Below are 23,178 nucleotides of genomic sequence, written 5' to 3'. Positions count from 1 at the left end.
CAGGTCAACTTTCACACCGACTCATTTCCGTTAATCACCTGCTCACGTTAAACTCAAAGCCTGGACCTCCCGCCATGATCACAGACCTGCTCCACGAAGACAAGGCGCTTAAAAACGTCGCCCACAACACGCCTCAGCACCAAAAACCCCAGTTCCAATGGAGTGCCCTGACCGCAGGTGTGCTTGGCATTCCCATGACGGGAAACACCAAGGTGCGCATCGGCAGCAGCGAGCGTGATTTCGATGTCGGTGAAATCGCCGACACCGTGGGCAATGCGATCACCGATCTGCTCATGGCACGCGAGCGCCAGAGCGAAATCTTCAATGACTCGAACCGCCAGTTGGTTCAGGTCATTTCACGTGCGGTGGCCGAGGAGGTCGCCCAGCGCACGGCGGACAATGGCGCTGAGGCCCCCATGCTGAGCACCAAGGAGATCTACCAGGTCATTGAGCAGGCGCTGGTACGTCACAACGCCCACGATGTCGCCCGCAGTCTGGCCGAACGTCGCAAGCGCACCGGAACCCTCGCCAACTCCGACGCAAACGACGCCGGCTCACTCCAACCCATCATGGTCACCACCAAAGTCATCCGTCGCAACGGCCAGCTTGTTTCTTGGAATCACAACAAGATCGAGATCGCCGTGCGCAAGGCCTTCCTCTCCATGGAGATGGATTCCACCCCCGCCGTGCAGATCGCTGAGGCCGTCAGCCGTGCCATCATCCATGACGGCAAGCAGTTCATGCACATCGAAGACGTGCAGAACCTCGTCGAAGAAGAGCTCATGAAGCAGGGCTACTTTAAAGTCGCCCGCTCCTACATCCAGTACCGTGCGCTGCGCTCCAACATGCGCTTCGGCGACGAGCAGGCCGCCGCCATCTTGGACGAGCAGGAGTCCGACCAGCAGCAGACGCTCATCCTCGTGCGTGTTTCCCCCACGGAGACCTTCCTCTGGGACGGCCAGGACCTCAAGAAGCGCATCGACTTCGCCAGCCTCGGCCTCGACCTCTGCGTCTCCCGTGCCGAGATCGAAATGGAGCTGCGCCGCTCCATCTTCAGCGAGATCTCCGTCGAATCTCTCAAGACCACCATCATCCTCAATTCGCGCACCTTGATGGAGAAGGACGCCGACTTCGCGAAGTTCGCCGGCCGCATGCTCCTCACCTACATCTATGAAGAAGTGCTCGGCTGGAGCATCGTCGATCACGGCATTGAGCAGCTCCCAAACTACCATCGCCGTGGCTTCCGCAAGAACCTCGCCCGTGGCATCGAGATCGAGCGCCTGCACCCGCAGCTCCTCAAGTACGACCTCGACAAGCTCGCCGACGCCCTCGATCCGGCCGCCGACATGGACTTCGACTTCCTCGGCATCCAGACGCTCTATGACCGCTACTTGATCATCGATAAAGTCTCCAAGCCTTCGAAGCGCCTCGAAACCCCGCAGCTCTTCTGGCTCCGCGTCGCCATGGGCCTCTGCGTCCAGGAAAAGGAGAACGCCGAAGACAAGATCATCGCGCTGTACAAGCTCTACAAAGGCCGCCGCTTCTGCTCCAGCACGCCCACGCTTTTCAACAGCGGCACGATGCACAGCCAGCTCTCCTCCTGCTACCTCTACAAGGTGGACGACAGCATTGAATCCATCATGCAGCGCGGCATCGCCGACAACGCCTACCTCTCCAAGTGGGCCGGTGGCCTCGGTGGCTCCTGGACCGCCGTGCGCGGCACCGGCGGCCACATCAAGGGCACCAATGGCGAAAGCCAGGGCGTCATCCCCTTCCTCAAGCTGCACAATGACCAGCTCATCGCGGTCAATCAGGGCGGCAAGCGCCGTGGCTCCGGCTGCGCCTACCTCGAAGTCTGGCACAACGACATCGAAGACTTCCTCCAGCTCCGTGTGAACACCGGCGACGAACGCCGCCGCACGCACGACCTGAACACCGCCAACTGGGTGCCCGATCTCTTCATGAAGCGCATGGAAAACCGCGGCCAGTGGACGCTCTTCCGCGCCAACGAAGCACCCGACCTCCACGAGCTCTACGGCAGCGCCTTTGAAAAACGCTACGCCGAATACGAAGCCATGGCCGCCAAGGGCGAGATCTTTGGCCGCACGATGGAAGCGGTTGACCTCTGGAAGAAGATGCTCAAGTCCATCTTCGAAACCGGCCATCCCTGGATCACCTTCAAAGATCCTTGCAACGTCCGCAGCCCGCAGGATCACGTCGGCGTCATCCACAGCTCCAATCTCTGCACCGAGATCACGCTGAACACCAGCCACGAAGAAACCGCCGTCTGCAACCTCGGCTCCGTCCTCATCGACAACCACCTCGACGACAACGGCAACATCGACCACTCCAAGCTGCGCGAGTCCATCCGCGTCGCTGTGCGCATGCTCGACAACGTCATCGACATCAACTACTACCCCACCGAATCCGCGAAGACCGCCAACAGCCGCCATCGCCCCATCGGTCTCGGCGTCATGGGTCTCGGCTACGCGCTCTATCGCAAAGGCCTGCCCTTCGCCTCCAAGGAAGCCGTCGAATTCAATGACGAGTTCATGGAAGCCGTCGCCTACTACGCCTATGAAGCCAGCAGCGACATCGCCGCAGAAAAAGGCACCTACTCCACCTACAAAGGCAGCAAGTGGGACCGTGGACTCCTGCCGCAGGACACCGTGGATCTCCTCGCCAAAGAGCGCGGCATCGACATCGACGTCCCCCGTGGCGGCAAGATGGACTGGTCCGGCCTGCGTGCCAAGATCGCCAAGAACGGCATGCGCAACAGCAACGTCCTCGCCATCGCGCCGACGGCCACCATCTCGAACATCATGGGCTCCAGCCCTTGCATCGAGCCCCTGTTCACCAACTTCTACACCAAGAGCAATCTCTCCGGCGACTTCATGGTGCTCAATCCTTACCTCGTGAAGGATCTAAAGAAGCGCGGCCTGTGGAACTCCGAGATCCAGAACAAGATCAAGTACACCGACGGCGAACTCGAAAGCATCGAGGAAGTCCCCCTCGATCTGAAGCGCAAGTACGCCACCGCCTTCGGCATCGACTGGGCATGGTTGCTCGACGCCGCCGCCCGTCGTCAGAAGTGGATCGATCAGTCCCAGAGCGTGAACCTCTTCTGCGGCGAGAGCGCCCTGCAGACCCTCTCCCACATGTACCGCGCCGCCTGGCGCAAAGGCCTCAAGACCACCTACTACCTCCGCACCCGCAGCGCCTCCAACATCGAAAAAGCCACCAGCGAAGTCGAGAAGGAAAAGCGCGGCATCGTCGGCACCCACCACGCCGGCGTCGCCGCTGCGGCTGCCGCTGCGAAACAGTTCACCGCTGACGAAGCCATGGCCTGCTCGATTGAAGCGATGAGGAATGGCGGCACGTGTGAGGCTTGTCAGTAAGCGGACGTGGTTGCCATCTGGCGCATTTTTGCGCTAACCTCAAACTCTTCGGTGAGCAGTGACGCTCGCTGAGGAGTTCCCGTTAAATAAGTTTAAATTCACCAGGAACCTATGGAGCCCCGTTTCTACAAGGTCAGTCGTGCAAAAAGGCAGGTGCTGGTGGATTTTATCGCTGATGCGTTGGAATTCCAAGGCTGCCGTTTGCTGCATCGACCTGATTCAGGAACCGCTCCTTACCGCTTCACGTTTGAACTGCCTTCGGGTGAGCGCATGGGCATCATGGCCTATGCGTTTTTCGCCAATAGCAAGGTCACCAAGAACCGCCCAGGTGATGAACATCGCTTCCAGGTAAAGTACGGCCCGGATGACAAGCAAGAGCACTCGATCTGGCAGGATCCATTTGGTCTATACACCACTATCTTTTGCGGAATCGATCCGGAACGTGGCACATTTGTAGGTGTTGATCCTGAAATGCACAATCCGACTCGGTTCTTCATGTCCATTGAGTACAAGCAGCACCATTCCGAGGCTACGTTAAAGAATGGATGGCATGTTTGGGAGCGAGACCGCCGGGAGAACACCGAAGAACCAGCCGAAGTCATGATAGGGGGCACTCGCTCGAGTTTTCTTCGTTATGTCCGCTTTGAACGAGAAGCCTTGGGTGAAGATCAAGGTCATCGAGCCTTGCTGGCAGAAAGGCCGGAAATTTGGATGCCTCCGACCCGCATGATTCAACCCGACAACTTTACGCGACCAGAGGCCGACAAGCTGCACCAATTGGCGACCGAGTTTGAGATGTCTGAGCGGCAGGTGCTTGACCTGATCGCCAGCGCCCGAAGGTTAAAAATGGCCGTTCGCGGTTGGGTGGCTGAAGAGCATTTGGTTAAGCAGCTCAGTCAACTTGAAGGCGTGACGGATTGTATTCGCTTGGATGAGGAAGGTGGACCTGACTTGCGGCTCAATTATGCCCGGGTGCCACTTACCGTGGAGTGCAAAAATGTTCTTCGCCAGCGCGCGGCGAATGGCTTGGCGCGTATGGATTTTCAGCGCACACGCGCATCGAAAAATGATCCATGCTCGCGCTATTATAGCCCAACGGATTTCGATGTCCTCGCCGCTTGTCTCCATGCCGTGGAAGAGAGTTGGACCTTCCGTTACGCCATTCCTATCACATTGGATGTGCACAGCCGTTGCCCAGCCAAACTTAGTAATAATGTTCGTGTTGATGAACGCTGGAAAAATTCCGCATCTGCTGTCTTGTCCGAGGCAGTGCGCTTGAAAAATTGATCTTACCGCCGTGCCCGCTCGCACTCCAACACTCCTAAGTCTCTATTCCGGTTGCGGAGGGATGGACTATGGATTCGAAGCCGCAGGCTTCGAGGCAAGGGCACTCTTGGAGATGGACCATGCCTGCTGTGAAACACTTCGAGCAAATCGTAAGTGGCCCGTGCTAGAGCGCGATGTGTTTCAAACCGCTACGGAAACCATTCTCGAGACCGCAGAACTGCGGCTTGGCGAAGCTGATCTTCTCATCGGCGGGCCTCCTTGCCAACCATTTTCCAAAGCCGGTTATTGGGCCAACGGCGATTCTCGAAGACTCGATGATCCACGCGCCAATACACTCAACGCCTTTATGCGCATTGTCGAACAGACGCTGCCTGGCGCGTTCGTACTGGAAAACGTCACAGGTCTTGCTTACTCTGGCAAAGATGAGGGCCTACAGCTGCTACTAGAAATGGTGGGAAGCCTCAACCAACGCGCAGGAACTAAATACCGTCCCTTTTTTAAGATAATGCGTGCAGCCGAACATGGTGTGCCTCAACTGCGGGAGCGTTTCATCCTCGTCGCACATCGCGAAGGTCGTGAATTCCAGTTCCCCCAACCCTCCTATGCGCTACCGGGTGAGAATAATCTTTTCTTGGAATCCGCCCGTACCACTTGGGATGCCTTAGGCGATCTTGCCGCAGAGCCTGATGATGAGGACGATCTGCGGATGAAAGGAAAATGGGCTGATCTACTGCCCAGCATCCCCGAAGGTCAGAACTACCTTTATCATACCGAACGTGGCGAAGGCCGTCCGCTCTTCGGCTGGCGCCGTCGCTATTGGACCTTCCTTCTGAAACTCGCAAAACATCTGCCTTCGTGGACTCTTCAGGCACAGCCCGGTCCAGCGGTGGGGCCGTTTCACTGGAACAACCGACGCCTCAGCGCCAGAGAACTCTGCCGGCTTCAAACTTTCCCTGACGATGTGAATCTATCTGGAAACCTTGCCGCCAAACAACGGCAAGCTGGCAACGCAGTTCCTTCACTTCTCGCCGAAGTCATTGGTCGTGCCATTCTGGAGCAATGGCATGGACAAAAGCATTCTAAACTGCCTACGCTTCTGCCAACATACAAAGGCCCTGCACCTCCCCCTGAACTGACACACAACACTCCACGAAAATACTGGCATCTCGCTCACAAGGAGACCGCGCATCCTGGAACAGGTAAAGGATACCGTGCAAGCCAGATGGTCAGCTAGAACTGTGTCAATCCAATGGAGATGAAACAAATCCTGCCTTCGGTCAGAACCCTTGTTTAACACCGAGACCGAAGGCCCAGGGTAAGAAGCCAGTCATTTGCTCGTAGGTCGGGTGGCTGAGATTGATCTTGAGCCCGGCCATGAAGTCCTCATGCGAGAGTTCCAAACTCGGATCAGCATCCAACTCCTCAGAACGCCGTGTCGCCTCGTCCAGCCAGGCCTGATCCACGGTCTTCTGCCAGTCTTCCGGGACACTGGCGTATAGCCTGTCGGCCAAAGCCACGCGTTCGGCGACGGGCAACGAGAACAAAGACTGGGGCAAGGCGGTCGTGCTCATAGGTCCTTAGTCCGCGATTCACCGCCGAAATCCATCGTTTTTCACGCCTGAGCAACAGCCCGCCACAAACAGGGTTGGCCTCCACCGGAGCCCCCCCTAAAACTCCGCCAGCCAAACCAAGGCTTCTCGCCTGGATTCGCCAACGCCAGACGCCCTCGAACTAATCATGGCTATTCACTGGATAGGCTCTTAGTCGGCGGCGTTTCTGAGGGCGCGGGCGAGGTATTCGGCATCGATCTGCTTTTCGAGGGCGCGGAGTTCGGCGGAGCGGGCTTCGCCGAGGAGGGCGGTGAGCTGGACTTCGGCGAGGGCCTGATTGACGCTCTTATCGATGCGGTAGTCGGGGGCGCCGTGGATGCCGGACATGAGGAAGTCTCTGCGGCGGGTCATGACTTCGGCCTGGTGTGCTTCGATGAGCTTGATGGCGGCGTCTGCGGTTTCGGCATCGAGCTTCCAGGTGCTGAAGAGCTGGCGGCAGCGGGGCTCGCGAAAGCGCATGACGGTGGCGAGGAGCCTGCGCTCGAGCTTGGGGCTCATGTTGGAGAAGGCTTTGGTGGCGTGCTCGCGAAGCTTTTCATTTTGGTCCTCCATTTTTTGCACGACGGCTTCAAAGGCGGCCCGCTGATCGGCGGGCGAAGGGATGGCGAGGCGTGAGGGCTGCGTGGCGGGGGCGGCAGCGGCGGCGGCTACGTGAGCCGGGGCGCTGGGTGTGGGGCCGTCTTTGTCGCGCAGGGTGCAAAGGAGGGTGGCGGCAAGCAGCAGCGGCAGGAGGAGTGTGAGGAGCGGCTTTTTCATGCGGGCGTGCGTGGGTGAGCGGCTTACCGGCCCGGGGTGCGGACCGGTAAGCGCTGCGGGTGCGGACTTCAAAAGGGATTACACGGGAACGGGATCGGGGTCGTCCGGTGGGAACGGGGGATCTTCCGGTGGGAACGGGGGATCGTCTGGCGGGGGCGGCGGGTCTTCGTAGACGGGGATGGGATCGCCGTAGTAGGGGGGAGGATCCTCGGGCGGGTCCTCGGGGGGCGGCGGGTCGTCATAGACGGGATCCTGGGGGATGCCCTCGCCGCAGGGGGGATTCATCATGCACTGCGGGAGATTTTGCAGGCGCTGGCTGGCGTCGTTGATGATGGAGTCTGCGGTGTTCATGGACTGTGTCACCTGTGAGATGCGATCTGTGATGTCCTGGATCTCCTGCTCGTCGGGTTCTTCTTCGCAGAGGACGTCCTCGAGGGTGTCTTGCAAAATGCCGAGTTCTACGGCGAGGCCATTCCTTTCGGCTTGGGCGTCTGCGAGCCAACCGGTGAGGTACTGCCTTTCCCAGCAGGTGTCGCATACGGCGTATGACTGGAGCTGCATGCCGATGAGCATGAGGAGGATGAGGCCTGACTGGAGCAGGCGCGCGAGGGGAGGCTGATGCAGGCGGGGCCTGCAGGCCGGGTGCATGGGTGGTATTTCGTCTCTCTTCATGGTATTATGGTTTCCTTGTCTAAGGTTCTATTTCTGGTTTACTTTGGGGGACTGGGGCCGTGCGCAGAGTGCATGGACACTCTGTGCGGCAGGTCTGAAGGGGGTGCCCTGGAGGCAATTCGGAGCAGCAATGGAAGATCCGGTCATTGGATGATACAGGTATTCGATTTTAAGAATTTGCGCCACTTTTCTTTAATTTCACGACACTTTCCTAGGCTGTGCAACCGCTTCAGGTAATGTTTCGTTTACGATTATTTACCTTTATGTGTCCATCATTGGATGAAGCCGATCTTTTGACAATCTTATTTTGCAACCATTCAGGTGGTGCTAAAAAGTGATGCACCGAAACCCTCCAGCGACGGCTTCAAGCGCCACCGTTCACTGATTATCAATGAATTTCAGCAACCTTCCATCGACTGTATTTGGCGCGTGAGCGGACGTGGGAGCCAGGGGCATAAACCATCGGGAGGCTGGATTGAATGCCAACGCCTGCCCTGATTTGCTTCCTGCTGCGAGTTTTTGCACACAGGCCGGGGCGGTGCGTCCCTTGAAATCCGGCCACGGGGCAGGGTTTTGCAAGTCTTGGAAAGAAGCGGGGTGAGATCGTGAAACAGGTCAAAAGTTCTTGATATAATACCGAATCCTACCATAATATATTCATGGTAATCCTACCAGAAGCGATTGCCTTGCCGCCCGCACCCGGACCGGCGCTTGGAAGAAAGAGATGCCGGTCATCATGGGCATCCAAACCGGTTTTAGCACTGCCTCCAGACACTATGGAAACACACCTGCCCATCCTCATGGAAGCGGACACCCAACCAAGATTCATCCGCAGGAAGTGGCACTTTCCCTCCTTGGACATCGACAGCCGTGAGATCAGCGCGGAGGCTGCCAGGCAGCGGCATTGCGATCATCTGCGGCGGGAGCCGCGTGTGGCGCTGCAGTCGGACGGCAAGCCTTTCTACCGCATCCAGTGTGCTGACTGCGGCCAGAAGCTCAGCCATTCACTCCCGCACTCCAGCGTCCCCAACCGCGAGAGGTGCCCGCAGTGGAATGAGGAGCTGTACCAGAGGCGCCTCCGCAGTGGCCTTGCTGCCTACGGGCAGTGCCGGGAAGCGGCCATCGCCAAGCGGAAGGCGGAGTGGCGGGCTGTCTATCGCCGCTATCTGGCATCTGCTGACTGGCAGTCCGTGCGCCAGCGCGTTTTGAGGAGGGCCTGGGTCACCTGCGAAGGGTGTTGGGAGGCTCGGGCCACGGAAGTCCACCATCTGACCTATGCCCATGTGGGTGATGAGCTCCTCTTCGAGCTGGTGGCGATCTGCCGCCCCTGTCATGAGCGCCTGCATCCCAAGTCTTCGACCGGCTATCCGGAGCTTCTGGAACGGCACCTGCAAAAGGTTCATGTTTACGGGAGCTGAGCCCGGTTGAGAGAGACGGAAGGCACCATATAAGACCGGGCAAGATTCCACGCATGAATGGCACTTGATTAAGGGCGTAGATCGTGAGACTCACAGCTTGCGCGTAGCGCTCCTCGGAGCGCGGAATTTATTCCGCTGCACTCCGCAGCAAACACCCACTCCGCTTTGGCACGCAACTTTCGCGACACCGAGCATCACCGTGTTTGCGGCATTCAGTAAGAGCCATCACACGTCCCACGCGGACGACCCGCTGCGGACTCATGTCCGCGCTCCGCGACACTTTTCGGCTTCGTCAGTGAATGGATGATTTCCTCGCCGCCCAGCCTTAATCAAGTGCCATTCATGCCAGGCATTTTGCTCACAGGCCGGGTGGCGGGAACGTCTCTTGAAATCCGGCTGTCGGGTGCAGGTCTGGGAGGTCCTCAAGGCCTGGGCGGAGAACCTGGAGCAGGTCAAAAGCGCTTGATTAAATAGCATTTCATACCATAATATAACCATGGTGATCCTACCAGAAACGATTGCTGCGTTGCTCGCCTCGGGCCGGCGCTTTGAACTCACTCCCGAAGGAGGCGTTATCGTGGATGCGGAGCCATCCAAGGTCAGCAAGCGTGCCGAAAGGAACCGCCGCTACTATCAAGCAGGGCGTCTGCATGCGACTGAAAACGTCTTAAATTCGCCTGAACCCGTCTTGGAGTGTCTTGCTGCGTCTAAATCGTCTGAAAACACAACACCTCTCCCCCTCTCGCCCTCCCTCCCCCTTTCCCCTCAGACTCCCCTTTCCCCCGCCCACCCACACACCCCCACACCTGCATATGGGCGAGCGCCCGCGTACGTACGCGAAGCCGACCTTTCCCAAGCAGCGCAGCCCCTGGCCGCGACCCAGAAACCCAAACGACGTGGACTGCCGGTGGATGACGCGATGTGGCTCGCGCACCTCGCTGCAAACCCGGCGTATCAAGCCATCGACATCCCGGCGGAACTGGGGAAATGCACCGCCTGGTGCGAGCTGAAACAACGGCGGCTCAGCCGTGTGAGGCTGCTGAATTGGCTGAACAAAGCGGACCGGAGCATCAACCTCAAAGGCCTGGAGTTGCCCATTGGCGCGGAGCCCCATGCAGACCGTGGAACCCAAGCGGAGCTGGAGGCCTACGCGGCGCAGATCGGACTACCGGCCAGCGATGGCACCTCGATGTTTAACCACTGGGCGGCGAACGGATGGGTGAACGGCCAAACTTCGGTCAAGGACTGGCGGGCGGGGCTGCGCAAGTGGCGGGATCAAGGCTGGCTGCCTTCGCAGAAGGTGATCCACCGGCTAGCGCCAGCGCCGCCGACGCGCAGTGATACCGCGAACCTGCCGGGACGGTATGCGTAGAAAGCGAATCCATGCGCCAGATAAGTTGTCGGGATCAATGCGGGAAAGATTCGGGCCTTTGACCGCATGGCACCAGTAGCAGGCAGACCCTCTGCTGGTCGCGCGGGAGATCTTTTGTAATACCACGAGCAGGTAGAAACGAGTCGGATGATCAGCGAGAAGACAGGCAAAGGCAGTCGTAGGATGGGTGTGGCGACAGCCCGCCCGTCCATCAGCGTGCGGCAACGCACCCTGGCGTACGAACGTCCTGGTGGTCGGGCGGTTTGGCGGAGAGCGCTGTGGAGCACGATACGCGCCCGACGCCAAACACACCCAACCTACGGCCCTGGGCGCCGCGCTGTTCACCTGTTCGCTTACAGCCTCTGCTATGACAGGAATACAGACCTGTTTCCAATGGCGTTTGGTATACTCCATCCCCATCGAGTTTCTGCTCGCTCACTGGGAAACAGGCGGGCTGACTGGGCTGCCGATCCCACGGGCTTGATTCCTGACGGTTTTCGGGAATGCTTGGTGCATGAATCCTGCTGAACCCCTTTCCATCGCCGAGCAGATGAAGGTGCTGCATTCCGTGGAGGATGTGGCCACGTGGTCGCTAGCGCACCTGGGGCTGCCTGCCGAGTGGCGGGATACGAATGAAGAGGGCAATACCGAGCGCTGCCAGGAAGCGGTGAACCGGCTCTTCACGCTGACGCGGGCGGACATTGAGGCGAGCTTGGCGGCACAAGGTTTGCAGCCCGAAGACCTGCCGTCCACTCAGACTGAAAAGGACTCACACGATGGCGCCTATTTCATCGCCCACGGCAAGAAAGAATGGGAGTTCTACTTTCAAGAGCGTGGCTTTCCATGGGCGGCTGCGACGTTCAATGATCTCGCCGAAGCGCGGAAGCTTGTGCTCAACACCTGGATTCCCATCTGGCTCGAACACCTCCGCGTCCCCTGCCGCACGAAGGCAGGGGAGATGATCGAATCACTGTAGGTTACGAAAGCCAAAAGCGCCTTGCCTCTTCCTGTTTCACGCTAAGGCTCCCATCACAAGGCTCAGGCAGCAGCCTTGGCTTTGAGTCCGAGATAGGTCAGTGTGTCCGCCAGATCCACCAAGCCCTCTGCCTCACGCCGTTCTTGATCGGTTAACTCCTGACCGGAGTCTTGTTTGTCGAGCAAGGACATGAGCCGCTCATTCACGCCTTGAGGCAGCTTGAAACGTGCGAGATCGCCCGGCAGTTCCAGATCAAGGTGAATGGTCTGTGACATGGATCTGAGTTTATCGTTTCCACTGCTCCGGCTCAATACCTCAATTGCCGACCCAGTCCGGCCTGCGCGTCAGCCCTGAATCAAGAATGACGCCCTGCATACCATGGCCACGTCCTCAAACGTGGCCATGTTGCCAATTTCACACGCGTTAGATCGCCACTTCCGCATCTTCGTCACCGGCGTCCACCAGCGAGCGGGTGATCATGCCGGCGGCGACGGTGTTGTTCGTCTGTTCATCGACGAGGACGAAGCTGCCGGTGGTGCGGTTCTTTCCATACGGGTCAAAGAAAATCGGGGATGCGCAGCGGAGGCGGATGCAGCCGATGTCGTTGAGAGAGAACTCCTTGCTCGCGACGGTTTTTTCCAGCGTGCTGATGTTCACTTTGTAGAGCACGTCGGTGACCACGGCACGCACATCATTGGTGGTGTGGCGCAGGTGGAAGCGGCTGTTCGGCTTGAGCGTCTTCTTGTCGGCAAACCAGCAGATCATGGCGTCGAATTCCTGGCTGGTCTGCGTCGGCTCATTCGCCTTCACAATCATGCCGCCACGGCTGGTGTCGATTTCATCGGCCACGGTGATGCTGTAGCTGAGCTGCGGGATCGCCTCTTCCTGCGGGCCTTCAAAGGTGTGAATGCCCGTGATCTTCGACTTCATCTCGGACGGATACACGAGCACGTCATCGCCCACGCGGAAGGTGCCGCTGGCCATGCGCCCGGCGAAGCCACGGTAGTCATGCAGATTGCCGAGTTTGGAATCCTTGCGGTCGGAGATCGGGCGAATCACCCACTGCACGGGGAAGCGTGCTTCATCCGCAGCGGTTTCACTGTGTACCTGGACGGTTTCAAGATGCTGCAGGAGCGAAGGGCCGGTATACCATGGGGTGTGCTCGGATCTATCGACGACGTTGTCCCCATTGAGCGCGCTCATCGGGATCGGCGTGACCTGCGGCAGTTGATCGAGGCCTTTGGCGAAAGCCTGGAAGTCAGCCACGATCTTGTTATAGACGGCTTCGTCAAAGCCAACGAGGTCCATCTTGTTCACCGCAAGGACGATGTGGCCGATGCGCAGCAAGCTGGCGAGATAGGTGTGGCGCATGGTCTGCTCGATGACGCCAAGGCGCGCATCGATCAAAATGATCGCGAGATCCGCTGTGGAAGCCCCCGTGACCATGTTGCGCGTGTACTGAATGTGCCCCGGTGTATCGGCGATGATGAACTTGCGCTTCGGTGTGGCGAAGTAGCGGTAGGCCACATCAATCGTGATGCCCTGCTCGCGCTCGGCACGCAGGCCGTCGGTGAGAAGTGCCAGATTCACATGCGCATCGCCACGACGCTTGGAGGATTCTTCGACGGCGAGAAGCTGATCTTCGAAGATGGATTTGGAATCATACAGCAAACGGCCGATGAGAGTGCTTTTGCCATCGTCCACACTGCCAGCAGTGGTGAAACGAAGGAGAGAGGATTCAGTAGGGTTAACGAGAACGTCCATGATAAAAAGCGGAGTGAGAGGGACTATGCGGTCGGGTTGCAGAAGTTTTCGATGCAGTCGCGGTAACCTTGAATGAATTCGTGGTCGGGTTCCGAGTCTTCGAGAAGGGTTGCGATGGCCGATTCTGAAGCGGTTCGAATGGCTTCGATCTCAGCGGGTGTGGCCTCGCGTACGATGGAGGTCAAGAAGTCCAGTGTGTCACCGTCCTCTTCTGCCGCGTCTTCATCGTTGCGACGGACGGAAGCGAGATAAGCCACCGAGTAGGAGAGTGCTTCAGCCAATCTTTTCATCAAAAGTACCCCTCCTTCTTACGGTCTTCCATGGCGTTTTCACTGCGCTTGTCATCCGCACGCGTGCCGCGTTCGGTCTGTCTCGCAGCGGCGACTTCCGCGACGATTTCGTCAATCGTGCTGGCGGTGGATTCGACGGCGCCGGTGCAGGTGATGTCGCCCACGGTGCGGAAGCGGATGGTCATTTCCTTCACCTTCGGCTTCTCTTCATCGTGCAGCGGGATGATGCCGGTGCTGGCGTCGAGGAGCTGGCCGTGGCGATCAATGATCTTGCGCTGATGGCTGAAGTAGAGGCTTGGCAGGGGGATGTTTTCCTGGCGGATGTACTGCCAGATGTCCATCTCGGTCCAGTTGCTCAGCGGGAAGACGCGGAAGTGCTCACCGAAGTGTTTGCGACCATTGAAGATGTTCCAAAGCTCCGGGCGCTGGTTCTTGGGGTCCCACTGGCCGAAGCCATCGCGGTGGCTGAAGAAGCGCTCTTTGGCGCGGGCTTTTTCTTCATCGCGGCGACCACCACCCAAGCAGGCGTCGTATTGATTTTCTTCGATGGTATCCAGCAGCGTCACCGTCTGCAGCTTGTTGCGGCTGGCGTTGTGGCCTTGTTCTTCCTGCACACGACCATCGTCGATGGACTTCTGCACCAGACCCACCGTCAGCGAGGCACCGATCTCCTGCACGAACCAGTCACGGTATTCAATGGCTTCGGGGAAGTTGTGCCCGGTGTCCACATGGAGCAGCGGGAAGGGCAGCCGCGAAGGATGGAAGGCTTTGCGCGCCAGCCAGGCCATGACGATGGAGTCTTTGCCACCGGAGAACAGCAGCGCGGGCTTTTGGAACTGCGCCGCAGTTTCGCGCAGGATGTAGATGGCCTCGGATTCGAGGAATTGGAGATGGGTGATCGCGGACATGAGACGGGTAAATTAAAGAATCTTGAAAATGCGGAGGGAATTGATGACGACAATCAGCACGCCGACAAGCACCATGAAAGGCTTGTGCGGGATGTGCTTCGCGGCCCACGCAGCGAAGGGCGCAGCGATGACACCGCCGATGGCGAGCGCCAGGATGATGTTCCAATGCGTGAGGCCAATGGTCAGGAAAAAGGTGATGGAAGCGGCGAGCGTGACGAAGAACTCCACGGCGTTGACACTGCCGACCGTGATGCGCGTGTCATTGCCACGGATGATGAGGTTCGATGCCACGATGGGCCCCCAGCCGCCGCCGCACATCGCATCGACCAGCGCGCCAAAGAATCCCAACGGGGCGAGGTGTGTGGTGACCTTGCGCGGCGGGACACGAGTGAAGGCCTTGGCGATGATCACCGCGCCCATGATCACCAGATAGATGGAGATGTAGGGCTTCAGTACCTTGCCATCGATCGAGGTGAGCACATAGGCACCCACGACCGCACCGACCACAGCAGGTATGAGCAGCCGACGAAACAACGTGCGGTCCACATTGCCAAACGCATGGTGGGAGAGGCCCGAGGCACCCGTGGTGAAGCATTCTGCCGCATGCACCGTGGCACTGACCACCTGCGGAGACACACCGAAGACGGACAGCAAAGACGAAGCACTCACGCCGTAGGCCATGCCGAGTGCGCCGTCGATCAATTGAGCGACGAAGCCGGCCAGGACGTACAGAAGAAAGTGATCAGGCAGTTCCATGAACGCTTAGGCTTTGTCAGTGACGAGCTTGGCGTGCAGGCCACACTCATGCTTTTCGTCGCCCTTGGCGGGATCGTAGTAGGTGCGCTCGTTCGGCAGCTTGTGTTCGGCCAGGTAGGCGTCCATCTCCACGGGGGTCCATTCGAGGATGGGGTTCACCTTGAGGCAGTTGAACTTGGCATCCCACATGAAGGGCTGCAGCGTGGCGGCACGCTGGGGGTTCTGCTCCTTGCGCAGCGCGGTGATCCACACTTTCGGGGCCAGTTCACGCATGCCGCGCTCAAAGGGCTCCAGCTTCATGATGCGGCTGAAGGATTCCACGCGCTCGACTTCATCCGGCATCGGAATCTGTCCGCCATTAAGCGCCAACCAGTGGGCAGCGGTCATTTTCGGCAGATAGGCCTGAAGATTGAGGCCCAGCCGGGCGCGGCTCTTTTCTGCAAAGAGGTAGGTTTCAGGGAGATTGGTGCCGTGATCGACCCAAAGAATCGGAATGTCTGCGCTCTGCTCGGTGGCGAGGTGCAGGATCACCGCCTCATACGGACGGAAATTCGTGGTAACGATGGCCCCGGTTTCGGCATGCGCCAGAGCGGTTTTAATGATCTCCTGCGGCGACTGGCCACGGGCGGCATCGTTGAGAGCTTGGATTTGGTCGGGATTCATGCGAGGGGCGCGGAGTATTCACCTGATTCCCGATGTGTAAAGTAGGAAATAGGATTCCATCACGGAAATTGGGCAAGAAAAAGGGCGCGGAGGTGATCCGCGCCCTGATAAAAATAACTGTTTGATCGCTTATGCCACGAGGGCAGCAGCTGGCTCGGCAGCCTCAGGCTCGACGTTCACACGACGGCCTTCCTTGTCGAAAAGGACGCGGCCAGCCACGAGAGCGAAGATGGTGTGGTCACGGCCAAGACCGACGTTACGGCCTGGAACCCACTTCGTACCACGCTGGCGGAGGATGATGTTGCCACCGATGACGGCTTCGCCGCCGAATTTCTTGACGCCAAGACGCTTGCTCTGGCTGTCGCGACCGTTTTTGACGGAACCTTGTCCTTTTTTATGGGCCATAAGAAGAGAGAGTTAAAAATTAAGCGTTGATGGCAGTGATCTGCACGAGGGTGAGCGGCTGGCGGTGACCACGAGTCTTGTGGAAGCCCTTGCGCTTGCGGAACTTGAAGGTGGTGGCCTTGTCAGCACGGTGCTGCTTGATTACCTTGGCGGAGACGCTGGCGCCTGCCACGGTAGGAGCGCCCACGGTGATGCTGCTGCCTTCACCGGCGGCGAGCACCTGGTCGAAAGTGGCGATGTCGCCTTCAGCAGCTTCGAGTTTTTCCACGTCGAACTTGTCGCCCACGGAGACTTTATACTGCTTGCCGCCTGTTTTGATGATTGCGTATGCCATAACCTGAAAAGTAAGAGAGTTGTCCTTCGCCATTTTGGGGCGAGGGGCGCAGAGATTTCCACACGTCACCCCATTCGGCAAGGGAAAACTTCCTTCGAAAGCCTTAGAATTGTTAAAATAAGGCTGCCGGAGCCTGAGAATTGCCAAAAAAATGCGTCAGAGCCTCCATCATGCCCTCACTGGCGAAGCGGGTGGCGATGAATCCGCCTCGTGCATGCACGATCTGTTTCACCGGTTCCAACGCGTTGCCAGGGCAGGCGATCATGCGGGCATGGCGCGGATCCAGCATGCTGAGGTCATTGAAATTGTCCCCGGCCGCAAAGCACACTGAGGCATCCAGTCCGAGCAGGCGCGCAAGCTCACTGAGGGCGGTGCCTTTGCTGTACCCGCTGTGCGAAAAGCGCAGATAGATGCCGTTGCGATGATAGCCAATGTCCGGGAACTGCCGGGCGTGGTTGTCGATGTAAGCACAGATGCCGTCGAGTTCGTAATCAGTGGTGCCCACAATGCCCATCTCCCCCTCTCCACCGCTGATGAATGAGGCCTGCGTCTGCGTCTCCACCATGCGGCGGATGTCCTGCAAAGATGCCTGGTGGTCTTTGACGAACCGCTCCTGCGCACGCCGTGCCAGCCGGTTCCATGAGCCGTAGTCGGTCCAGCGGCTGAAGAAGCCCGGCTTATAAATATCACACTCCTGCGCAATGATGAAATCAGGCTCAATGTAGATGCCATGCTGCGCGAGCCCTTCAGTCGTCTGGCTCAAACCGCGCCCCGTATTGATCACCCACGCCGCTCCTTGTTCGCGCAGCAGTTGAATCATCTGCCCGAGCCCCGGATGAAACACGGGGTCGCTCCCCGGATGGATGAGAGTGCCGTCGAAGTCGAAGCAGAGAATGAAACGATGTTTGGGGGCAGCCATGAATAGGGGCGCGCAGTCATGCCGCGAAAGAGACCGGCTGCAAGACCGCGATCACTCTCCAGAAGGCCAGAATACAGAGCGTCCACAGCACGGTTTCGTAGATCACAAAGACCGGCAGCCACATTTTCCGGCGGCGTGCACGATGCACCAGCGCCTCACTGGCCCAGAGCAGGCTGAGCACCAGCGGCGGATACAAGGCCAGATGACGATTCCCCCAGGTCAGCACCGGCAAGTCCCAGCCGAAATCTAGGGAGCAGGCCACAAATGCCAAGATGCCGAACAAAGCCAGCGGGGCCGTTTCAGGATGCAACGCCTGCCCGGCATGCGCCGCACGCGGCGCCACGAACGCGATGATCAACAGCAGCAGGCCCAAAATACTGGCCAAAACGATCACAAACACACCGCGTTCATGCGGCAGCGAATCAAAACTCCAGGGGAATTGCAGCACTGCATCCATCATTTTCAGCCCGCCCTGCCAAAAGCGCTCCTGCCTCGCATTGGGCGCATGTGTTGCGAGGTAGTTCTTATAACTTGGCAGTTCATCTGCCGGTACGGCCTGCAAAGCTTCGCGCGTCCGGTGCACTGCCGTCCATTGCTGCATGGCCGGTTCGTTTTCGAACCAGCGCCAGTGAAAGGGTGTGGCATCTCCCAGTTTCTCCTTCGAGTTCGCCATCATGGGCCCCACGGTGATCAGATGACACGCCACCAGCAGAACCATGCCCAGCCAGTGATTGCGCCAGACCCAGAGTGACGTGCCGCCTTCGTGCGGCCAGTGGGCCAGGACCCAGCCCCACAGCCAGCGCAGTGTGCTCACGGCTATAAAAACCAGCACCAGCGTGGTGGCGGTCGGCAGCGTCAGATTGGCCAGCGCCGACAGAAAACCGATCAAGCCATAAAGCCAGAGGGAATTGCGCTTCAACGCTGCGACACAGCACACCCAGGTGAGCAGAAACAGCAGCTGAAACAACACATCGGGTGAAAACTCAGCGGTGGAAGGCAGCAGCACGCCAAAGCCAATGGTCAAAATCGTGAGCAGCGCCGCCGGCACTGAAAACGCCCGTGCCGCCGCCAGCCCCAGCATCATCAAAAAGCCAAGGCTCAGCCCCATGAGCCAGAGCTTGCTGAATCGCAGCACACGCTGGTCCTCCGCACTCAAGGCACCGGCTGAGAGGGGCTGTTCCGCCCCGACATTCCATGCGGCCAGCCAGGGCCAGAGCGGGCGCACCACGCCATCCGTACGGTGCGGCAGCCAGTCGTTCAGCGGCTGGGAAACGCTTTTGGAAAAATCCGGCGTCAGATCATGCCGCGTTTCGATGGCGGCATTCAGATAAGCCCGCTCGTGCCCGGTAAGTGAATCCGAACGGATGATCCCCTGCCGCTGAAAGGCCCGCATGTAACACCACGCAAAAAAGATCAAACATGCAACCATCACCACCCAGCGGCCGCCGCGCAGCCATTGTTTCGTTAACTGCAGGAAAACGGACTTTACCGACATGCGTCTGCGTGGTTGACGTGAAACGGGTTACTTTTTCGGCCGCACCTTGATTTCCACACGGCGGTTCATGCCCTGCTGCTCCGGCGTACCCGCGACACTGACGATGGGTTTCGACTTGCCCATGCCCACGGCCTGAATGCGGTCCGTGCCCAAGCCAAGGGATTCGCGCAGCCAGCTCACCACCGCACTCGCACGGCGGATGCTGAGTTCGAGATTGTAGTCCTCACCACCAAAGCTGTCGGTGTGCCCTTCGATAATGAAAAGCGAGTCAGGGTTTTTTTGAATGAGGAAACCCAGCTTCATCAGGCTGAGGCGCGCGGCTTCGGCAAGCTGGTCGCTGCCATACTCAAACAGCAGATCGGTTGGCATCAGAATCGGGGCCGTGCTACCGCCCATCTTGCCGCCGCCGCCGAGCAGATCATCGAGATTGCTGAAGCCCTTCACTCGCGCGCCGGAGGCGGCCGTGGTGCTCTGGCTTTTCACAGCGTCAAGCAGGCCGCTGTCCATCTTACCCCCATCACCGGGGTCCACGGCTCCCGCATCCAGCAGCATTTGCTTTTCAGACATAGGCTTGGACAAGACATCCCGGCGCACGCTGGCCATCTCTGCGGCGATGTCCGGCCCATCCATGGTCTGAGGGGCCAGCAGCTTCGCCATGTCGCTGCCTTTGGGCATGCCGGGCGCACCGTCACCCGGATCATTGGCACGAAGGAAATTGGTGATCTCCTTCACGTTCGGCGTGAGGTCGATCTCCTGGTTCTTGGGCAGTTCCTGCAGCTTGTCGAAATCATCCAGCTTGGGCTCAAAGGCCTTCATGTCCGGCACATTCCCGGGAGCGATGATTTCCGGGATCTCCTGGATGGCCTGCTGGTCTTTCAGCACCTGCTCGCTGATGCGCAAACGCTCGGGCACATCACGCGGCTTGGTCGGCGTCACATTCGAAATGCCCAGTGTGTCAAACCCCACCACGAGCATCATGTGAAACACCACCGAGAGAATCAGCGCGAACATCACCCACCATTTCAGGCTCCAATCGTCGCGAGAACGAAAAGAGGACTGCGGAGTGGTCCATTCGGGGGGATGGGTGACTGCGGCCATAACGAATCCCAAGCTACCACGGTGACAAAAGATTGCACGCGGCACTTTCGCCGTGACATCCCCCCCTCAAAATTCGTATTCTGTGACTTCAACCACACCCCAATAATATGAACCGCCGCCACTTCCTCACCACCAGCACCGCCACCCTCGCGGGCTCACTTCTTGTTCCCGCCAGCAGTCATGCGCTGGATCTCACCCAAGCCCCCCTTCCCTACGCACCCGAAGCCCTGGAGCCCCACATCGACGCCCTGACGATGAACATCCACTTCGGCAAGCACCACACCGGGTACATCACCAAGCTCGGCGATGCACTCAAAGCGGCGAATATCAGCAAGACCGACACCATCAAACTGGTCTCCGACATCAAATCGCTCCCTGAAGCCTCCCAGACCGCCATCCGCAACAATGGTGGCGGCCACGTGAACCACAGCTGGTTCTGGAAATGGATGGCCCCGGCCGGCAGCGGCCCGACCGGCCCCGAAGGCAAACTCGGTGAAGCGATTCAGAGCACCTTTACCAGCATCGACGACTTCAAAAAGCTCTTCGGCGAAGCCGGCACCAAGCGCTTCGGCTCCGGCTGGGCCTGGCTCATCGTCACCAAGGATGGCAAGCTCAAGGTCACCTCCACGCCAAACCAGGACAACCCGCTCATGAAAGGCATTGTCGATGCCGCTGACCTCGGCACCCCGATCCTCGGCCTCGATGTCTGGGAGCACGCCTACTACCTCAAGTATCAAAACAAGCGCCCCGACTACATCGCCGCCTGGTGGAACGTGGTGAACTGGGCGGAAGTCGCCAAGGGCTACGCTGCAGCGAAGGCGTGAGCGTCTTCACCGCATCACGCTTATGACCGAACTCATCGAGGTCAATCTCACGGAGTTGAGCCAGTTGTTCAACTCCTTGGACCCCTCCCCATTCCATGAGCGTGATCTGGATCACGATGCTGAAGAATTCATCGTCAGCTGGGCGCAGGAACACCCGCGCAAACATGATTTGAAGCTCGTCGTGCATCTGGCAAAACATCCTTCCGATATCGCCGATGCACGACAGCTCGTCGCGAATTCCATCTCCCATTACTTTGACTATCGCGCCGCGATGGCGCTGCGCGATTTCAAGCAGCTCATGCGCGAAGGGCGCGCATCCCTTCTCATCGGCCTCCTATTCCTCGGTGCCTGCCAGTTTGCCGCCACATTGCTCATCCCCGCTGCCTCCAACTGGCAGACCGTCTCCCGCGAAGGCCTCACCATCATCGGCTGGGTGGCCATGTGGAAGCCGCTCGAAATCTACCTCTACCGTTGGTGGCCCCTGCTCGCCCTCAGAAAGCTTTATCAGCGCCTCAGCCACATGTCCGTCGAAGTTCACTGCTCGGTCTAATTTGAAACCTTAAACTTGAAACTCTAACATCCCATGAAAACCTTCCTCCTCACCACCCTCCTGCTTCTCCTTCCCATCCTTATGTTCGCCGCAGACCCCGCCAAACACGTCAAAGCCGACGAAGCCGCCAAGATCATCGCCGAAGGTAAAACCGCCATCATTGATGTGCGCACGCCGGATGAGTTCAAAGACGGTCACATCAAAGGCGCGAAGAACATCGACATCATGTCGAAAGACTTCGAAGCGCAGCTTGGCAAACTCGACAAGACCCAGCCCACCCTCGTCCACTGCCAGGCCGGTGGCCGCAGCACCCGCGCCCTCCCGATTTTGGAAAAACTCGGCTTCACAAACCTCATCCATCTGGATGACGGCTTCGGCGGCTGGGAAACAGCCGGCAAGCCGGTGGTGAAGTAACGCAGTGCCGGTGATTGCTTAGTCAGCACCTCCTTCCATTTTGCTCTCAAGGGCTTCCTTGGCGTCGCAAAAAAAATCATTGGGCGATTTCGCAGCCTATGGCATTCTTCTGCCATGCCTACGACACTCACGCTTGACGACGATCTTGCAGGTTTGCTCCGCGCAGCAGCGCAGCAAAAAGGACAGCCAGTGGCCGAGGTGGCGTTCAGCCTGCTACGCACAGCACTCGGCAAACCGACCCACATGGCCGCGTCTTCGACGCCCTTTCGCATTCGTCCACACCAGGGCATCTTTGCACCCGGTCTTCCATTGCAGAAATTGAACCGGCTGGCTGATCAACTGGATGTCGATGCCTTTCTAGCCCGGCAGAAATCATGATTCTGCCAGACATCAATCTGCTTATTTACGCCTACAATTTGACTGCACCTGACCATGTGGCAGCCCGATTGTGGTGAGAGGATGTTATGACGCGGGGTGAGGAGGTGGGCCTGCCACTGAATGTCGTTCTCGGGTTTGTACGACTGATGACAAATCCCAGAGTCATCCAGCCTCCCATGCCCCTCGCGGATGCCTTGTCTGAAGTTAAACGTTGGATCGCTGCGCCAAACGTCACCTTGCTTTACCCCACACCCCAGCACTGGGATGAGTTGGAAAAGATTGGCTGGACTGGAGCCGCCCTCTCTGATGCGCACCTCGCGGCGCTGGCCATTGAACACAGCGCAGAGCTGCATACGAACGACGCCGACTTCTCAAACTGCATCTGTCTGCGTTGGAAAAATCCGTTGGCGTCGTAACTCAATCTACTTCCAGAACCTTTCTCACCACCTCCGCCGCGAGCACAAAGCCAAACGTTCCGGTGACGAATGTCGCAGCACCAAAACCAGCGGCGCAGTCGAGGCGCAGCCCAGTTTCGGCACCGGTCTCAGCTTCGAGAGAGCAGGACCCATCCGCCCACGGAAACACCGGTTTCTCCATGGAAAACACACAGGGAATGCCCATCGTGATCGGGCGGCCTTGCTCGCTCTTCTCAAAGCCGTGTTCGCGGCGCAGGCACTGACGCACGCCTCGGAGCAAAGGATCAGCTCCCGCGTGACCGAGATCGGCGATCTTGATGCCGGTGGGATCACGCCGCCCCCCCGCAGATCCCGACGTAATGACCGGCAGACCACGAGCGTGACATTTGGCGATGATGAGCGCTTTGATCGAAGTCCGGTCAATGGCATCCACAACGAAATCAAAGTCCGGCGCAAGCATGCGGTCCACATTCGA

General features: G+C 58.6%; 26 protein-coding genes. 11 read left to right on the top strand and 15 right to left on the bottom strand.

The features are described 5' to 3' along the window. Nucleotides 1-74: 74 nt before the first annotated feature. From PSV43_RS00490 to PSV43_RS00480, 3 genes are all read left to right on the top strand, one after another. Nucleotides 75-3,398, top strand: a complete 3,324-nt coding sequence (locus PSV43_RS00490) for a ribonucleoside-diphosphate reductase subunit alpha (protein WP_300192583.1) — start codon at nucleotides 75-77, stop codon at nucleotides 3,396-3,398. Nucleotides 3,399-3,509: 111 nt separating this feature from the next. Then, nucleotides 3,510-4,685, top strand: coding sequence for a hypothetical protein (locus PSV43_RS00485; protein WP_300192581.1), 1,176 nt, complete (start codon nucleotides 3,510-3,512; stop codon nucleotides 4,683-4,685). 61 nt (nucleotides 4,686-4,746) lie between these two features. Further along, complete coding sequence (locus PSV43_RS00480; protein ID WP_300192579.1) at nucleotides 4,747-5,919, top strand: DNA cytosine methyltransferase; 1,173 nt, start codon at nucleotides 4,747-4,749, stop codon at nucleotides 5,917-5,919. 43 nt (nucleotides 5,920-5,962) lie between these two features. Here the strand turns inward: PSV43_RS00480 and PSV43_RS00475 are convergent, their stop codons facing one another. The 3 genes from PSV43_RS00475 to PSV43_RS00465 form a co-directional block, all read right to left on the bottom strand. Further along, nucleotides 5,963-6,256, bottom strand: coding sequence for an addiction module protein (locus PSV43_RS00475; RefSeq protein WP_300192577.1), 294 nt, complete (start codon nucleotides 6,254-6,256; stop codon nucleotides 5,963-5,965). 189 nt (nucleotides 6,257-6,445) lie between these two features. Continuing rightward, nucleotides 6,446-7,051 (bottom strand): hypothetical protein, encoded by a 606-nt coding sequence (locus PSV43_RS00470; protein ID WP_300192575.1) that lies wholly within the window; start codon nucleotides 7,049-7,051, stop codon nucleotides 6,446-6,448. A 78-nt stretch (nucleotides 7,052-7,129) separates the two neighbouring features. Beyond that, the gene (locus tag PSV43_RS00465; protein WP_300192573.1) at nucleotides 7,130-7,723 is read right to left on the bottom strand and encodes a hypothetical protein; all 594 of its coding nucleotides are present in this window, start codon (nucleotides 7,721-7,723) and stop codon (nucleotides 7,130-7,132) included. 776 nt (nucleotides 7,724-8,499) lie between these two features. On the opposite strand from PSV43_RS00465, the gene PSV43_RS00460 reads away from it, so the two are divergent. From PSV43_RS00460 to PSV43_RS00450, 3 genes are all read left to right on the top strand, one after another. Beyond that, nucleotides 8,500-9,141, top strand: a complete 642-nt coding sequence (locus tag PSV43_RS00460) for a hypothetical protein (RefSeq protein WP_300192571.1) — start codon at nucleotides 8,500-8,502, stop codon at nucleotides 9,139-9,141. A 496-nt stretch (nucleotides 9,142-9,637) separates the two neighbouring features. Then, a complete protein-coding gene (locus PSV43_RS00455; RefSeq protein ID WP_300192570.1) occupies nucleotides 9,638-10,513 on the top strand; it encodes a hypothetical protein in 876 nt (291 codons plus the stop codon). Nucleotides 10,514-11,027: 514 nt separating this feature from the next. Next, complete coding sequence (locus PSV43_RS00450; protein WP_300192568.1) at nucleotides 11,028-11,489, top strand: hypothetical protein; 462 nt, start codon at nucleotides 11,028-11,030, stop codon at nucleotides 11,487-11,489. A gap of 62 nt (nucleotides 11,490-11,551) precedes the next feature. Here PSV43_RS00450 and PSV43_RS00445 read toward each other — a convergent pair whose 3' ends face one another. The 11 genes from PSV43_RS00445 to PSV43_RS00395 form a co-directional block, all read right to left on the bottom strand. Continuing rightward, the gene (locus PSV43_RS00445) at nucleotides 11,552-11,764 is read right to left on the bottom strand and encodes a hypothetical protein (RefSeq protein WP_300192567.1); all 213 of its coding nucleotides are present in this window, start codon (nucleotides 11,762-11,764) and stop codon (nucleotides 11,552-11,554) included. A 148-nt stretch (nucleotides 11,765-11,912) separates the two neighbouring features. Further along, nucleotides 11,913-13,253 carry a GTP-binding protein gene (locus PSV43_RS00440; protein WP_300192565.1) on the bottom strand — a complete coding sequence of 447 codons (1,341 nt, stop codon included), beginning with the start codon at nucleotides 13,251-13,253 and terminating at the stop codon, nucleotides 11,913-11,915. Nucleotides 13,254-13,276: 23 nt separating this feature from the next. Beyond that, entirely contained in the window at nucleotides 13,277-13,543 is a 267-nt protein-coding gene (locus PSV43_RS00435) for a hypothetical protein (protein WP_300192563.1), read from the bottom strand. Continuing rightward, entirely contained in the window at nucleotides 13,543-14,451 is a 909-nt protein-coding gene (cysD, locus tag PSV43_RS00430) for a sulfate adenylyltransferase subunit CysD (protein ID WP_300192561.1), read from the bottom strand. The genes PSV43_RS00435 and cysD overlap by 1 nt, the downstream gene beginning before the upstream one ends. Before the next feature lie 12 nt (nucleotides 14,452-14,463). Beyond that, nucleotides 14,464-15,207, bottom strand: coding sequence for a sulfite exporter TauE/SafE family protein (locus tag PSV43_RS00425; protein WP_300192559.1), 744 nt, complete (start codon nucleotides 15,205-15,207; stop codon nucleotides 14,464-14,466). A 6-nt stretch (nucleotides 15,208-15,213) separates the two neighbouring features. After that, nucleotides 15,214-15,870, bottom strand: a complete 657-nt coding sequence (locus tag PSV43_RS00420) for a phosphoadenosine phosphosulfate reductase family protein (protein ID WP_300192557.1) — start codon at nucleotides 15,868-15,870, stop codon at nucleotides 15,214-15,216. A 129-nt stretch (nucleotides 15,871-15,999) separates the two neighbouring features. After that, a complete protein-coding gene (gene rpmA / locus PSV43_RS00415; protein WP_300192555.1) occupies nucleotides 16,000-16,275 on the bottom strand; it encodes a 50S ribosomal protein L27 in 276 nt (91 codons plus the stop codon). 19 nt (nucleotides 16,276-16,294) lie between these two features. Then, nucleotides 16,295-16,609: a 50S ribosomal protein L21 gene (gene rplU / locus PSV43_RS00410; protein ID WP_300192553.1), complete on the bottom strand. Its 315-nt coding sequence runs from the start codon at nucleotides 16,607-16,609 to the stop codon at nucleotides 16,295-16,297. Between the two features lie 112 nt (nucleotides 16,610-16,721). After that, nucleotides 16,722-17,528: an HAD-IIB family hydrolase gene (locus PSV43_RS00405; RefSeq protein ID WP_300192551.1), complete on the bottom strand. Its 807-nt coding sequence runs from the start codon at nucleotides 17,526-17,528 to the stop codon at nucleotides 16,722-16,724. 16 nt (nucleotides 17,529-17,544) lie between these two features. After that, on the bottom strand, nucleotides 17,545-19,023 hold the full coding sequence (locus PSV43_RS00400; protein ID WP_300192549.1) for a hypothetical protein: 1,479 nt from the start codon (nucleotides 19,021-19,023) through the stop codon (nucleotides 17,545-17,547). A 27-nt stretch (nucleotides 19,024-19,050) separates the two neighbouring features. Beyond that, a complete protein-coding gene (locus PSV43_RS00395) occupies nucleotides 19,051-20,121 on the bottom strand; it encodes an OmpA family protein (protein WP_300192548.1) in 1,071 nt (356 codons plus the stop codon). A gap of 107 nt (nucleotides 20,122-20,228) precedes the next feature. Between PSV43_RS00395 and PSV43_RS00390 the strand changes: the two genes are divergently transcribed. The 5 genes from PSV43_RS00390 to PSV43_RS00370 all read left to right on the top strand — a co-directional run bounded on the left by PSV43_RS00390 (nucleotide 20,229) and on the right by PSV43_RS00370 (nucleotide 22,703). Continuing rightward, nucleotides 20,229-20,945 (top strand): superoxide dismutase, encoded by a 717-nt coding sequence (locus tag PSV43_RS00390; RefSeq protein ID WP_300192546.1) that lies wholly within the window; start codon nucleotides 20,229-20,231, stop codon nucleotides 20,943-20,945. A 22-nt stretch (nucleotides 20,946-20,967) separates the two neighbouring features. After that, the gene (locus PSV43_RS00385) at nucleotides 20,968-21,495 is read left to right on the top strand and encodes a hypothetical protein (protein WP_300192544.1); all 528 of its coding nucleotides are present in this window, start codon (nucleotides 20,968-20,970) and stop codon (nucleotides 21,493-21,495) included. Nucleotides 21,496-21,528: 33 nt separating this feature from the next. Further along, entirely contained in the window at nucleotides 21,529-21,909 is a 381-nt protein-coding gene (locus tag PSV43_RS00380) for a rhodanese-like domain-containing protein (RefSeq protein WP_300192543.1), read from the top strand. Nucleotides 21,910-22,023: 114 nt separating this feature from the next. Beyond that, on the top strand, nucleotides 22,024-22,287 hold the full coding sequence (locus PSV43_RS00375) for a hypothetical protein (RefSeq protein WP_300192542.1): 264 nt from the start codon (nucleotides 22,024-22,026) through the stop codon (nucleotides 22,285-22,287). An 86-nt stretch (nucleotides 22,288-22,373) separates the two neighbouring features. Next, nucleotides 22,374-22,703 (top strand): TA system VapC family ribonuclease toxin, encoded by a 330-nt coding sequence (locus tag PSV43_RS00370; RefSeq protein ID WP_300192541.1) that lies wholly within the window; start codon nucleotides 22,374-22,376, stop codon nucleotides 22,701-22,703. Nucleotide 22,704: 1 nt separating this feature from the next. Here the strand turns inward: PSV43_RS00370 and PSV43_RS00365 are convergent. Continuing rightward, nucleotides 22,705-23,178: ThiF family adenylyltransferase (locus tag PSV43_RS00365; RefSeq protein WP_345784639.1), on the bottom strand; the 474-nt coding region annotated here is incomplete at its 5' end.

It is taken from the genome of Prosthecobacter sp. (assembly GCF_029946185.1).
GTDB lineage: Bacteria > Verrucomicrobiota > Verrucomicrobiia > Verrucomicrobiales > Verrucomicrobiaceae > Prosthecobacter.
This window is presented reverse-complemented; position numbering and strand designations above follow the sequence as displayed.

Bases quoted from the DNA above. Each gene is read 5' to 3' on its own strand.
- PSV43_RS00435 (WP_300192563.1), bottom strand. From the start codon at position 13,543: ATGAAAAGATTGGCTGAAGCACTCTCCTACTCGGTGGCTTATCTCGCT.
- cysD (WP_300192561.1), bottom strand. From the start codon at position 14,451: ATGTCCGCGATCACCCATCTCCAATTCCTCGAATCCGAGGCCATCTAC.
- rpmA (WP_300192555.1), bottom strand. From the start codon at position 16,275: ATGGCCCATAAAAAAGGACAAGGTTCCGTCAAAAACGGTCGCGACAGC.
- PSV43_RS00480 (WP_300192579.1), top strand. From the start codon at position 4,747: ATGGACTATGGATTCGAAGCCGCAGGCTTCGAGGCAAGGGCACTCTTG.
- PSV43_RS00455 (WP_300192570.1), top strand. From the start codon at position 9,638: ATGGTGATCCTACCAGAAACGATTGCTGCGTTGCTCGCCTCGGGCCGG.
- PSV43_RS00425 (WP_300192559.1), bottom strand. From the start codon at position 15,207: ATGGAACTGCCTGATCACTTTCTTCTGTACGTCCTGGCCGGCTTCGTC.
- PSV43_RS00490 (WP_300192583.1), top strand. From the start codon at position 75: ATGATCACAGACCTGCTCCACGAAGACAAGGCGCTTAAAAACGTCGCC.
- rplU (WP_300192553.1), bottom strand. From the start codon at position 16,609: ATGGCATACGCAATCATCAAAACAGGCGGCAAGCAGTATAAAGTCTCC.
- PSV43_RS00380 (WP_300192543.1), top strand. From the start codon at position 21,529: ATGAAAACCTTCCTCCTCACCACCCTCCTGCTTCTCCTTCCCATCCTT.
- PSV43_RS00370 (WP_300192541.1), top strand. From the start codon at position 22,374: ATGACGCGGGGTGAGGAGGTGGGCCTGCCACTGAATGTCGTTCTCGGG.
- PSV43_RS00440 (WP_300192565.1), bottom strand. From the start codon at position 13,253: ATGGACGTTCTCGTTAACCCTACTGAATCCTCTCTCCTTCGTTTCACC.
- PSV43_RS00400 (WP_300192549.1), bottom strand. From the start codon at position 19,023: ATGTCGGTAAAGTCCGTTTTCCTGCAGTTAACGAAACAATGGCTGCGC.
- PSV43_RS00395 (WP_300192548.1), bottom strand. From the start codon at position 20,121: ATGGCCGCAGTCACCCATCCCCCCGAATGGACCACTCCGCAGTCCTCT.
- PSV43_RS00470 (WP_300192575.1), bottom strand. From the start codon at position 7,051: ATGAAAAAGCCGCTCCTCACACTCCTCCTGCCGCTGCTGCTTGCCGCC.
- PSV43_RS00450 (WP_300192568.1), top strand. From the start codon at position 11,028: ATGAATCCTGCTGAACCCCTTTCCATCGCCGAGCAGATGAAGGTGCTG.
- PSV43_RS00475 (WP_300192577.1), bottom strand. From the start codon at position 6,256: ATGAGCACGACCGCCTTGCCCCAGTCTTTGTTCTCGTTGCCCGTCGCC.
- PSV43_RS00375 (WP_300192542.1), top strand. From the start codon at position 22,024: ATGCCTACGACACTCACGCTTGACGACGATCTTGCAGGTTTGCTCCGC.
- PSV43_RS00385 (WP_300192544.1), top strand. From the start codon at position 20,968: ATGACCGAACTCATCGAGGTCAATCTCACGGAGTTGAGCCAGTTGTTC.
- PSV43_RS00405 (WP_300192551.1), bottom strand. From the start codon at position 17,528: ATGGCTGCCCCCAAACATCGTTTCATTCTCTGCTTCGACTTCGACGGC.
- PSV43_RS00465 (WP_300192573.1), bottom strand. From the start codon at position 7,723: ATGAAGAGAGACGAAATACCACCCATGCACCCGGCCTGCAGGCCCCGC.
- PSV43_RS00445 (WP_300192567.1), bottom strand. From the start codon at position 11,764: ATGTCACAGACCATTCACCTTGATCTGGAACTGCCGGGCGATCTCGCA.
- PSV43_RS00460 (WP_300192571.1), top strand. From the start codon at position 8,500: ATGGAAACACACCTGCCCATCCTCATGGAAGCGGACACCCAACCAAGA.
- PSV43_RS00485 (WP_300192581.1), top strand. From the start codon at position 3,510: ATGGAGCCCCGTTTCTACAAGGTCAGTCGTGCAAAAAGGCAGGTGCTG.
- PSV43_RS00420 (WP_300192557.1), bottom strand. From the start codon at position 15,870: ATGAATCCCGACCAAATCCAAGCTCTCAACGATGCCGCCCGTGGCCAG.
- PSV43_RS00390 (WP_300192546.1), top strand. From the start codon at position 20,229: ATGAACCGCCGCCACTTCCTCACCACCAGCACCGCCACCCTCGCGGGC.